The sequence below is a fragment of the Embleya sp. NBC_00888 genome, from assembly GCF_045207655.1.
Classification (GTDB): Bacteria; Actinomycetota; Actinomycetes; order Streptomycetales; family Streptomycetaceae; genus Embleya.
In genome coordinates this window covers 955,353-968,288 of sequence record NZ_CP108784.1, presented here as the reverse complement: position 1 = coordinate 968,288, position 12,936 = coordinate 955,353, and the positions used below count along the sequence as shown (strand labels likewise).

Here is a 12,936-nt window from a genome sequence, read left to right as displayed (position 1 = left end):
GCGCGAGTCCTGGGACCGCGCGAGTCCTGGGACCGCGCGACTCTTGAGACCGTGCGACTCTTGAGACCGTGCGAGTCTTGGGATACCGCGCGACTTTTGGGACCGCGCGAGTCCTGGGACCGCGCGAGTGCTGAGACCGTGCGCCGGACTCGGCCCCGGGTACGACACGCGGAGCCGCACGCCGGCGGTACCGCTCGGGGCACGGCTGGGGCCGGCTCGGTGGCGGGGCCGAACGTCTCCCGTGCGCGACGCGCCCCGTCACACGGACGCGTCGATGGGTTCGTCGACCGTGGCGCCCGCCTCGTCGGTGGTCTTCGTCCGGGACGCGCCGAGCCAGTACGGCTCGCGTTGGAACGGATAGGTGGGCAGGTCGACCCGCCGGGTGGGCAGGTCGCGGAACAGGTCGGCGGGCTCCGGGTCGGCGCCGGCCGCGTACAACCGGGCCACCGCCAGGGCGACCGCGCGAGGTGCGGGCAGCGTGCCCGATGGCAGGTGCACGATGCGGCCCGCGCCGGAGTGGATCGCGCCGGAGTGGGCCCGGTCCGTGTCGGGGCCGGACCGGCTTGCGCCGGTGTCGGACCCGTCCTCGCCGGGGGCGCCGAGAACCACCACGAGGTCGGTGTCGTGGATCCGCCACGTGAAGTCGCGTTCCGCGGTCGCCGCGCCGCCGGCCGGCTCGGTGCCGGCGAGCAGGGCCGCGGCGTCGATCCTGGCGCCGCTGTCGGCCACCAGTACGGGAATTCGCGGCGGCGCGACCGTACGGTCGTCCGGGGCGTCGGTACCACCGGCGGCCACCGAGGACGCCTGCCGCAGGGTCAGGCTGCCGCCGAGATGGGCGGCGGCGAGTTGTCCGGCGCCGCGCCCGGCGACGGCGTCCGGGCGCAGGCCCAGGCTCTCCAGCAGTCGATAGGCGGCGACGTGTGCCGCGAACGTGGCGGCACCGACGTGCGGTTCGGCTTCCGACTCGCCGACCGGTTCGCCGTTCGTGCCCGGCGGGCGCAGCGGCCGGTCCAGGTGGGGAGCGAGGGCGCGGGCGACCTCGTCCCAGGTGCGCGCGTAGGCCGGAAACGCGGCGTAGAGTTCGGCCTCGACGGCGGGGGAGCGCTCCTCGGCGCCGGGCAACAGGGCCACCAGGCGGGCGTTCTCGCCGACGGACCGGCCGGTGACCAGGGTGGGATGGGCGGTGCCGGCGGCCAACGCGGCCAGCGCGTCCAGGAGTTCCGCCCGGTCCCGGGCCGGGATCGCGGCGCGTTCCTCGAACGCGGTGCGGGTGGTGGCCAGTGACCGGGCCACCTCGGCCGGGGTGAGGGTCTGCGTGCCGGCGACCAGGTGCTCGCGCAGCCGGCGGGCCTGTTCGGCCAGGGCGGGTCCGGTGCGGGCCGACAACAAACAGGGCGGCGGGGCCGACCCGGTGTCGGGTGCGGGCACCGGGGGTTGCGTCGCCGGCTCCTCGGGTGCCTGTTCGAGAATGAAGTGCACCTTGGTGCCGTTGCCGCCGAACGAGGAAACCCCGGCACGGCGTGGCCGCCCGGTCTCGGGCCAGGCCATCGCCCGACGCGCCAGCGCGATGCCGCCGGCCTGCCAATCGACCTCGGCCAGCGGCTCGGCGGCGTGCAGGGCCTCGGGCACGATGCCGTGTCGCATGGCCAGGATCGTCTTGATGACGCCGACGACACCCGAGGCGGCATGCGGGTGGCCGATGTTGGCCTTGACGCTGCCCAACCACAGCGGCCGGTCGACGGGACGGTGTCGGCCGTACGCGTCGATGACCGCCTCGGCCTCGACCGCGTCGCCGAGCGCGGTGCCGGTGCCGTGCGCCTCGACGACGTCGATGTCGGCCGGGCCCAGGCCGGCCTCGGCGAGCGCGAGCCGCATGACCCGACTCTGCGAGGGTCCGTGCGGCGCGGTCAGCCCGTTGCCGCCGCCGTTGTGGTTCAGGGCCGAGCCGCGGATCACCGCGAGCACCGGGTGATCGCGGCGGCGGGCCTCGGAGAGGAGTTCGACGATCAGCACGCCGGCGCCCTCGCCCCACCCGGTGCCGTCGGCGGCGGCCGAGAAGGACTTGCAGCGGCCGTCGGGGGCGATGCCGCCGAGGTTGTCGAAGGCGGCCGGGAACGCGAGCACCGTGACGCCGCCGACCAGCGCGGAGGTGCACTCGCCGCGCCGTACCGCCTGGCAGGCCAGGTGCAGGGCGACGCCGGAGGACGAGCAGCCGGTGTCGACGGCGAGCGTGGGCCCCTCCAGACCGAAGGTGTAGGCCACCCGGGCACAGGCGAACGGCGAGCCGGAGCCGGCCGAGACGTAGGGCAGGCTCGCCCGCGGAACCTCGCGCAGGTCGGACACGTAATTCTGGAAGAAGCTTCCGAGGTAGGTGCCCGTGCGCGACCCCCGCAGCCGCCTCGGATCCTCACCGACGCGTTCCCACGCCTCCCAGGCCAGCTCCAACAACACCCGTTGTTGGGGGTCGATCACCAACGCCTCGTCCGGGCTCATGTCGAAGAACGCCGGGTCGAAACCCGAGGCGCCGGTGATGAATCCGCCCTCGGACAGCAGGCCGACGCCGGGCAGGTCGCCGTTCAGGGCGGCGAACCGATTCAGGTCCCAGCCGCGGTCGTCCGGGACGGGACCGATCGCGTCGCCGCCGGACACCAGCAACTCCCAGAGCGCGTCCGGTGATTCGATGCCGCCGGGGAGCCGGCAACTCATCCCGACGACGACGACCGGGTCGTCCTCGTCGGCCGGTGCGGCGCGGTGGGCGGCGACCGGGGCGGCCGAGCCGGCGGGCTCCTCCCCGTCCGCGCCGAGTCGCGCACGCAGGTGTTGGGCGATGGCGTTCGGCGTGGGGAGGTCGTAGATCAGGCCGACCGGCAGGCGCAGTCCGGTGGCGGCGGCCAGCCGGTTGCGCAGGTCCACCGCATTGAGCGAGTCGAAGCCCAATTCGCGGAAGGGTCGACCGGCGCCGACCGCGTCGCCGCCGGCGTGCCCGAGGACGGCCGCGGCCTGGGCGCGGACGAGGTCGAGCAGGATCCGGGTGCGCTCGGCGGGGGGTTCACCGGCCAGCCGGGCGGCCAGGTCCGTGGGCTCGCCCGCTCCGGCGCCGACGACCCGACGCATCGGGGTGCGGAGCAGGCCGCGGAACAGCGGCGGCGGCGGATTGCCGGCGAGTTGCCGGGCGAGTGCGTCGAGGTCCAGCGGCAGCGGTACGAACAGCGCGGTGTCGGTGCGCAGCGCGGCGTCGAGGACGGCCAGGCCGTCCGCCGTGGACAGGGTGCGGAATCCGGCATCGACCATGCGGTCCCGGCCGGTACTGAGCACGCTGCGGGTCAGCTCGCTCACCTGTGCCCACGGGCCCCAGGCCAGTGAGGTGGCGGGCAGGCCGTGGGCGCGGCGCCGGGCGGCGAGCGCGTCCAGGAAGGTGTTCGCGGCGGCGTAGTTGGCCTGTCCGGCGGTGCCGAGGATCCCGGCGGACGAGGAGAAGAGCACGAACGCGGCCAGGGGCGCGGCGCGGGTGAGTTCGTCGAGGTGGACGGCGGCGTCCACCTTGGGGCGGAAGACCGTGGCCAGGCGCTCCGGGGTCAGCGCGTCCAGGACCGCGTCGTCGAGCGCGGCGGCGGTGTGCACGACGGCGGTGAGGGGGTGGTCCGCGGGTACGGCGGCCAGGACGGTGGCCAGTGTGTCCCGGTCGGCGGCGTCGCCCGCGACGATGTCGACGTGGGCACCCGACTCGCGGAGTTCGGCGCCGAGTTCCCCGGCGCCGGGGGCATCCGCGCCGCGACGGCCGAGCAGCACGAGTCGGCGGATGCCGTGGGCGGACACCAGGTGGCGGGCCACGAGCCCGCCGAGCGTACCGGTGCCCCCGGTGATCAGCACGGTGCCGTTCGGGTCGAGCGGGGTGTGTTCGGGTGCGGGAGTGCCGGCGGCCCGGCCGAGCCGGGGCGAGCGCAGCGTGTCCTCGCGTACGACCAGCCGGGGTTCGCCGACGGCGAGGGCTTCGCGCAGGAGGCCGGCGGAGAGCGGGGCGTCGGTGTCGAGCAGGAGCAGTCGCCCGGGGTGTTCGGCGCCGGCCGAACCGACCAGTCCCCACAGGGGCGCGAGTTCCGGGTCCGGGGCCTCGCCGATGTGCGCGGCGACCGCGGACCGGGTGAGCAACACCAGGCGGCCGGCCGCGAGCAGATCGTCGCCCAGGAACGCCTGCAGGGCGGCCAGGGCCGTGCACGCGGCGGCCTCGGGTCCGTCGCCCGACGCGTGGATCGGGAGGACGACGGTGTCCGGGGCGCGGGCGCCCGCGGCCACGGCGGCGGTCAGCGCGGCCGGGTCGCGGTGGACGTGCACCTCGGCGCCCGTCTCGCGCAGCGCGGCGGACAGGGCGATGTGGTCGGGGTCCTCGGTGAGCAGCGCCCAACTCCCGGGCGACTCGTCCGGCGCCGCGGTCACCGGCGCCCACTCGATGCCGAAGAGCACGTCCGGTGGCAGCGACGGACCTGGGGGAGTCGTCGAGTCCGCTGCGGCGACGCGCTCGAAGGCCACCGGGCCGAGAGTGACCAGGGGCTGCCCGGCGGCGTCGGCGAGCGTCGCGGTGACCGTGCCGTCGGCCTCGGGACGCAGTCGTACGCGGGCGCGGTCGGCACCGATGGCGTACACGGCGACCCGGCCGAGCGAGACGGGCAGCAGATCGCGGCCGGTGCCGTCGTCCCGCGGCGGTCGGGCGAGGTGCCAGGCCCGGAGCGCGGCGTCGAGCAACGCGGGGTGGACGCGGTATCCCCGTACCTCGCGGGCCTCGGCGCCCAGGGCCACGTCGGCGAACACCTCGTCACCGCGCTGCCACAACCCCCGGATCACCGCCGCGTCGCGGGCGCCGTCCCGGTCCGGCAGCGCGAGCGGGTCGGCGTCCCGGGGCGGCCAGGCGTCCCGGTCCGCGACGGGCGGCGGCGCCGGATCGGTGAGGACGGCGGTGGCGTGTCGGACCCACCGGCCGTCCGCGACGGCCGGGTGGCGCGCGTGCACGGTGAGCGTACGGGCGCCGCCGCTCCCGGCGGCGATCACCTGGATGCGGGTTGCACCCGTCGAGGACAGCACCAACGGCCGGTCCAGGGTCAGCCTCGTCACCGCGCCGCCGACCTCGTCGGCGGCGCGTACCGCCAGCTCGGCCAGGGCCGCGGCGCCGAGCGTGGGCACGCCGCGGATGTCGGGCCGCACGGCCGGGTCGAACGCGCCGAGGGCGCCGGTCAGGACCACCTCGTCGCGGTCGGCCAACTCCACCGCGGCACCCAGGATCGGGTGGTCGGCGGTGTCCAGACCGAGCGCGGACGGCTCGCCGGCCGGGCCGCCGGGCATCAGCCAGTAGCGGGCGCCCTGGAACGGATAGGTGGGCAACTCCGGGTCCGCCGCGTCGATTCCGGCGAACAGCGGACCGAGCTCGACCCGGGTGCCGCGGACCGCGGCCTCCGCCAACGAGGTGCGAAAGCGCAACAACGAATCGTCGTCGCGGCGCAGCGTCGCGACGACGACGGCGTCCACCTCGGCGCTGTCCGCACACTCCTCGACGGCCGCCGTGAGCACCGGGTGCGGCCCCGCCTCGACGAAGACGCCGTGACCGCTCGCCAGCAGCGCCCGCACGCCCTCCTCCAGCAGGACGGTCTGCCGCAGATTGCGGTACCAGTAGTCGGCGTCCAGGTCCGCGGTGTCGATCCAGTCACCGGTGACGGTGGACCAGAACGGCACCTCCCCGGAGCGCGGCACGATGTCCGCGAGTTCCGCCGTCAGTCGCGCGCGCAGGGACTCGATCTGCGCCGAGTGCGAGGCGTAGTCGACGGGGATGCGGCGCACCCGCACATCGTCGGCCTCGCACGCCCGCACGAAGTCGTCGAGCGGGCCCGGCGGGCCGGAGACCACGGTGGAGCGCGGGCCGTTGTGCGCGGCGATCGACAGGTCGAGTCCGGCGTCCTCGATCCGGCCCAGGACCTCGGCGACCGGCAGGGCGACCGAGGCCATCGCGCCGTGTCCGGCCAACTCCGCGGCGATCGCCCGGCTGCGCAGCGCGACGACCTTGGCGCCGTCCGCCAGCGACAGCGCGCCGGCGACACATGCCGCGGCGATCTCCCCCTGGGAGTGGCCCAGGACGGCGGCCGGCCGCACGCCGTGGTCCTGCCACAGCCGGGCGAGGGAGACCAGGACCGCCCACAGGGCCGGCTGTACGAGGTCGACCCGGGCGAGCGCGGCCTCGTCGTCCAGCACCTCGGTCAGCCGCCGATCGATCCACGGCGCGAGGGCCCGCTCGCACGCGGCCAAGTGGGCGGCGAACGCCGGGCACTCGTCGCGGAGCCGGGTCGCCATCCCGGTCCACTGGGAGCCCTGGCCGGGGAAGACGAAGACGACCTTGCCGCGTACGGTCGCCGACCCCTCCACCGACAGCGGGGACGCGGCGCCGGATTCCAGCGCGCGCAGCGGCTCGCCGGCCCGGTCGGGGTCGTCGACCAGGATCACCGCCCGGTGTTCGAGGCCCGCCCGGGAGCGGGCCAGGGCGGCGCCCACGGCGACGGGGTCCGGCCGCGGGTCGCGGGCGTACCACTGCGCCAGTTGCCGCGCGCGGGCCCGCAGCGCCTCCGGCGTGGCCGCCGACAACAACCACGGCACCGGTCCGCGGCCGAGCACATCTTCCGGGCGCCGCTCCCGGGGCTCGGCCGGCGGCGGGTCGTCCGCGCCGTCGGCCTGTTCCAGGACGACGTGCGCGTTGGTGCCACTGACCCCGAACGAGGACACCGCGGCGCGGCGCGGCCGGTCGACCCGTGGCCAGTCGCGGGCTTCGACGGCGAGCCGCACATCCCCGGCGGACCAGTCGATGTGCGGTGAGGGCGCGTCGACGTGCAGGGTGCGCGGCACCTGTCCGTGACGCAGCGCCTGCACGGTCTTGATGACACCGGCGATGCCCGCCGCGGCCTGGGCGTGGCCGATGTTGGACTTGACCGACCCGAGCCACAGGGGCCGTTCCGGGTCGCGGCCCTGTCCGTAGGTGGCCAGCAGGGCCTGTGCCTCGATCGGGTCGCCGAGCGTGGTGCCGGTGCCGTGCGCCTCGACCAGGTCGACCTGGTCGGGCGTCGATCCGGCGTCGGCGAGGGCGGCCCGGATCACCCGCTGTTGGGAGGGGCCGTTGGGCGCGGTCAGCCCGTTGGACGCGCCGTCCTGGTTGACCGCCGAACCGCGCAGCACGGCGAGCACGCGCCGACCGTTGCGGCGGGCGTCCGACAACCGCTCGACCAGCACCAGGCCCACGCCCTCGGACCACGCGGTCCCGTCGGCCGCGGCGGCGAAGGCACTACAGCGGTTGTTCGGCGACATCAGGCCCCGGCCGCCGAACCCGTAGAAGATGGCGGGGGTGGACATCACGGTCACCCCGCCGGCCAGGGCCAGCGAGCATTCGCCGTTGCGCAGCGCCTGTACGGCCAGGTGCAGCGCGACGAGCGAGGAGGAACACGCGGTGTCCACCGTGATCGCCGGGCCCTCCAGGCCGTAGACGTAGGAGAGTCGGCCCGAGAGCACGCTGCTCGAGGTGCCGCTGAGCATGTAGGTGCCCACGCCCTCGGGCAACTCCGTGACCCCGAAGCCGTAGCCGCTGATCGTGCCGCCGATGAAGACGCCGGTCGCACTGCGCTTGAGCGAGGACGGCACGATGCCGACACTCTCCAGGACCTCCCAGGAGGTCTCCAGCAGCAGCCGCTGCTGGGGGTCCAGCGCCAGGGCCTCGCGGGGTGAGATGCCGAAGACGGCGGGGTCGAAACGGTCGGCGTGATCGACGAAGCCACCCCGCAGGGGCGGGTCCACGCCGATCCCGGCCGCCGCGAGATCGAGCAACTGCCGCTCCCAGCCGCGATCGTCCGGCGGCTCGCCGATGGCGTCGGTGCCGTCGACGACCAACCGCCACAGGTCCCCGGCGGAGGAGACCGAGCCGGGGTAGCGGCAGCCCATCCCGACGATCGCGATCGGCTCGCCCGTGCCGGCGACCGTTTCCTCGGCGCGGGCGAGGAGTTCCGCGTTTCGGGCGCGCAGTCGCTCGTTGTGGGTCAGGGCGGCCCGGAGCGCTTCGACGAGCCGGTCGGAAGGGGCGGTGGCGGTCACGCCGAACTCCGCTCGTCGCGGTGGCGGGTCGGAGCGGATGTCCGGCCCGGGGGACGATCACAACTGGACCGCCCCCAAGCTAATCGGCCGAACGCCGGAAACCCGACCCCATCTTCGGCCCGGGCCACCCCCTCATCCGTGGCCCGGACCCCCTACCGGGCGGCCCGAGTACTGCTCCGCGAGCAGCTCTCGGGCGCGGCGCGCGGCTTCGGCGACGAGCGACTCCAGCGCACCCGCCGGAATCCCGGGCGGCGGCGCGATGCGCGCCGGCGCGACCGGGTCCGGGACCGGCGGCGGATCGGCGGGCAACGGGTCGGCCGGGCGGTACGCCTCCCGGGCGGTCACCCCGGACCCGGGCAGCCCGGACCCGGTCGTTCCGGACCCGGTCGCTCCCGACCCGGTCGCTTCGGCCGCCGGGGCGCGAACGCGGGTGATCGTGTCCCGCTCGCGCAACCGGTCCAGGAACACGCGTTCGCCCAGCCCGCGGATCAACAGCAGCACGAACGGGTCCGCGTCCAGCAGCCAGGCCGCCTGATAGCTCAACGCTGCGGCGTGCGTGCAGGGCAACTCCCAGTCGGGACAGTCGCATTCCGGATCCAGATCGCCGATGCCCGGGAGCAGCACGACGTCCGCGTCCTCGGCGGCGCTCACCAGATCGCGCGGCATGTCCCGCTCCACGAGCGCGGCCAGGTACCCGGCCTTGGCGGCCACCTGGTCGAGGAAGCGATCCCATTGCGCGTCGGTGAACGGTTCGACCCGCACCACGGTCTCGTACGGCGTGCCGTCCGCGTCGTGCACGGTCGCGGAGATTCGGCCCGGGCCGACGGTGATCGGGCCGACCCGGCCCGCGTTGGCGCAGGCCCGCCCCCTGCGCATCGGCTCCTCGGAAAGCGCCGAGTCCTCCAGGGCGTTGGTCCAGGCACGGCCCCACCAGGTCTGCCCCGTGGCGCCGCGTGACCGGCGGGCGGTGAACGCGGGGAAGACGCGGGCGGGTTCGGCGCTCATCGGGCGCTGATCGGTCATCGGGCGCTCCTCAGCTCGACCAGGTCCGCGAGTTCGGTGTCGGAGAGTTCGGTCAGCGCGGCCTCGCCACCGGTGAGCACCGAATCGGCCAGCGCGCGTTTGTCGCGCAACATCTCGGCGATCCGGTCCTCGATGGTGCCCTCGGCGATGAACCGGTGCACCTGGACCGGCCGGGTCTGGCCGATGCGGTACGCGCGGTCGGTGGCCTGTTCCTCGACGGCCGGGTTCCACCAGCGGTCGTAGTGCACGACATGGTCGGCGCGGGTGAGGTTGAGCCCGGTGCCGGCCGCCTTGAGCGAGAGCAGGAAGACGGGCACCTCGCCGTCCTGGAAGCGGGCGACCAGAGTGTCCCGGCGGGCGGGCGAAGTGCCGCCGTGCAGGAGCTGGTTGCCGATGCCCCGGGCGTCGAGGTGCCGGGCGAGCAGTCGGGCCATGGTGACGTACTGGGTGAAGACCAGGACCGCGCCGTCCTCGGCGAGGATGGTGTCCAGGAGTTCGTCGAGCAGTTCGAGCTTGCCGGAGCGACCGTCCAGGCGGGGTTCGCCCTCCTTGAGGTACTGCGCGGGGTGGTTGCAGATCTGCTTGAGGCCGGTGAGCAGGCCGACGATCCGCCCGCGCCGGGCCATGCCCTTGCTGTCCCGCAGCTCGGCCATCGCCTCGCGCACCGCCGCCTGGTACAGGCCGGCCTGCTCGCGGGTGAGCGACACGGGCTGATCGGTCTCGGTCTTGGCGGGCAGCTCCGGGGCGATGCCCGGATCGGACTTGCGGCGGCGGAGCAGGAACGGCGCGATCAGCCGGCCCAGTCGCTCCGCCGCGGGGCCGTCCCGATCTGCCTCCACCGGCTTGACCCAACGGCGGCGGAACGCGGCGAGGTTGCCGAGCAGGCCCGGGGTGGTCCAGTCGAGGATGGCCCACAGCTCGGACAGCCGGTTCTCCACCGGGGTGCCGGTGAGCGCGACCCTGGCCCGGGCCGGAATCGCGCGCAGGGCCTTGGCGGTGCCGGAGCCGTGGTTCTTGACGTGCTGCGCCTCGTCCGCGACCACCAGATCCCACGGCACGGCGGCCAGGCGGGCACGATCCAGGCGCATCGTGCCGTACGTGGTGAGCACGAAGCCGTCGCCGAGGTCGTCGAGGGTGCGGGTGGCGCCGTGGAAGCGGCGCACCGGGGTACCCGGCGCGAAGCGCTCGATCTCCCGCTCCCAGTTGCCGAGCAGCGAGGCCGGGCAGACCACGAGGGTCGGCGCCGCCTCGGCCGGGTCGCTCCACAGGGTTCGGCGGTGCAGGTGCAGCGCGATCAGGGTGACGGTCTTGCCCAGGCCCATGTCGTCGGCCAGGCAGCCGCCCAGGCCCAGCGAGGTCATGCGATCCAGCCAGCGCAGGCCGCGTAGTTGGTAGTCGCGCAGGGTCGCGGCGAGCGCCTCGGGCGCGGCGATCGGCTCGCCGCCGGCGTCCGGATCGGCGATCCGCGCGCGCAGGTCGTCCAGCCACGCCGAGGTGCCCACCTCGATCCGCTTGCCGGCCACCTCGGTGCCGCCGGTCAGGGCCGCGTTCAGCGCCTCGATCGGGGTGAGCGGTTTGATCGAGCGGTTGCGTGCCTTGGCGGCCAGGGCGGGGTCGACCAGCACCCACTGATCACGCAGGCGGACCACGGGTCGGTGCGATTCGGCCAGCGCGTCCATCTCGGCCGCGGTCAACGGGTGCTCGCCGAGCGCGAGTTGCCAGTCGAAGCCGAGCGGGGTGTCGCCGCCGAGGAAGGCGCGCAGATCACCGGGCGCCCGGTCGCGGCCGCCGACCACGGCCTTGGCGGTGAGGCCGCGGACGAGATCGCGCGGCCAGTGCACCTCGACGCCGGCGGCGGCCAGCCGGGCGGTCGCGGCGCCGAGCAGCGCGCCGAGGTCGTCGTCGCCGACCACCACGCGGTCCGGCACGCCGGCGTTCAGCAGCGGTTCCAGGGCGGGCCACACCCGGGCGGCCCGGCGCAGCGCGAGCAGTACGTCCAGCCGGGCGCGTTCGCCGAAGCGCGGGTCGGTGCCGGTCCACAGGGTGTCCGCGTCGATCACCGCGGTCGGGTCGGCGAGCGAGTGCACCTGGACCACGGCCCGGAACGGCGCGTGTTCGACGTCGTACGTCTCCAGCCGCAGCGAGATCCGCACGCCGGTGTCGATCCCGGCGGCGACCCGGTCCGACCAAGGGCGCAACTCGGGCAACCGGCGCGGAGCGGCGGCGGCGAACGCGGAGGTGTCGTCGGCGGACGCGGTGGAGTCGCCGACGCGCGGCCCCGCGGCGGTGCGCGGCATGGTGTCGGCGACCGCGTCCAGAAAGGCGCGGACCAGCGGCGCGGCCTCCGGGAGCAGCACGCCGCCCGGCGTCGGGATCGCCCGCGCCTCGCCGGGCATCGCGTCGGCGAGCGCTCGCACCCGCTCCACGTCGGCGGCGTCCAGCGGCCCGGCCCGCCACGCGTCGTGGTCGCCGGGGGAGAGGCCGGGCAACATCCGGCCGCGCGCGACCAGTTGCAGCGCGAGCACGGTGGCCGCGCCCCAGAACGCGGCGGCCGGGTGGGCGTCCGGGGCCCGGCGGGCCCGGGAGAGCAGCCGGACCGCGTCGGTGACCGGCACGCGCACGGCGGGATGGGTGTGCTCGATGCCGTCGGCGTCGAGCACGGTGACGGTGTCGGCGCCGGTCGGGTGCGGCCAGAAGGCCACGGTGCCGGCGCGGGGCGGATCGGCCGGCGCGAAGGTGGCGGCGCGTCGGATCAGGTCGGGCGGGGCGTGGGTGACGCGGGTGGCGATGTTCGTTACTCCTGTGTCGCGGGGGGTTCGGAGGGCCGGACGGGTTCTGCGGCCTCGGCGGGCTCGTCGTGCCGGGCGGGGTCCGCGGACTTCGCGGGCTCGCGGGAGCGGATCAGCGTCTCGATGCCGTCCAGGACCAGGCGCAGGCCGAACTCGAAGCTCGCCTCGGGCGGCTCCTCGTAGGTGCCGGCGGCCCAGACCCGGGTGAGGGTGGGGAAGCGGGCGGGCTGGATGAGGCGTTCGAGGTAGGGCGTGCTCTCCGCCCACCAGTCCTCGTAGCCCACGCCGCTGCTCACCGCGTCCCGGCTGACGTCGACGGCGACCTGGGTGACTCCACGGACGTACGCGTCCACGAGTCCGACCACGTGCGCCATCTCGGCCTCGGTCAGCCCGAGGTCGGCGACGGTGCGCAGCGCCACCTCGGCCCGGGCGGTGATCCTGGGGCCCATCAACAGCAGCCCGGGGCCCCACAGTTGCACCACCCACGGGTGTCGCTGGGCGAGCGCGTGGTCGGCGCGCGCCTGCCGCTCCAGCGCCGTGCGCCAGCCGAGCCCGGTGGGGTCGGGCAGCTCGCTCTCGCCGAGCACGGTGTCGAACATGACGTGCAGCAGCTCGGCCTTGCCCGGCACGTAGGTGTACAGCGACATGGTGCCGACCCCCAGGCGCTCGGCGACCGCGCGCATGGACAGCGCGCCGAGCCCGTCGGCGTCGGCGATCGCGATGGCCGCGAGCGCGATGCGGTCCACGGTCAGCCCCTGCTTGGGACCCCTGGTCGGCCCCTCGCCGGTGCGCCACAACAACGCGAGCGTCCGCGCGGGATCGGCGCGCCCACTCTTTTCTCGTGCCACGTGCGTGCCTCTCTCGGGAAACTCCGTATGGCGTACGGTACGTCATCCGGAATTGATGGACAAGTGTCGTGGATTCGATCGGGGAGGCGCTTGCGCGACAACTCCGTATGTCGTACGGTACGGCGTACGGAGCAACTTCGTACGTTGTACAGAGTTGGCTTTCG

3 protein-coding genes and 1 pseudogene are annotated in these 12,936 nt (G+C 75.1%); all 4 read right to left on the bottom strand.

What is annotated here, in order from left to right; genetic code table 11:
* Positions 1-258: 258 nt before the first annotated feature.
* Positions 259-8,067, bottom strand: a pseudogene (locus OG948_RS03785) (SDR family NAD(P)-dependent oxidoreductase); the annotation flags it as partial.
* 177 nt (positions 8,068-8,244) lie between these two features.
* Positions 8,245-9,135: an SWIM zinc finger family protein gene (locus OG948_RS03780; RefSeq protein WP_406293818.1), complete on the bottom strand. Its 891-nt coding sequence runs from the start codon at positions 9,133-9,135 to the stop codon at positions 8,245-8,247.
* Positions 9,132-11,837: a DEAD/DEAH box helicase gene (locus OG948_RS03775; protein ID WP_406293817.1), complete on the bottom strand. Its 2,706-nt coding sequence runs from the start codon at positions 11,835-11,837 to the stop codon at positions 9,132-9,134. Before OG948_RS03775 ends, OG948_RS03780 begins: the two co-directional genes overlap by 4 nt.
* Positions 11,838-11,929: 92 nt before the next feature.
* A complete protein-coding gene (locus OG948_RS03770) occupies positions 11,930-12,772 on the bottom strand; it encodes a TetR/AcrR family transcriptional regulator (protein WP_406293816.1) in 843 nt (280 codons plus the stop codon).
* Positions 12,773-12,936: the final 164 nt, after the last annotated feature.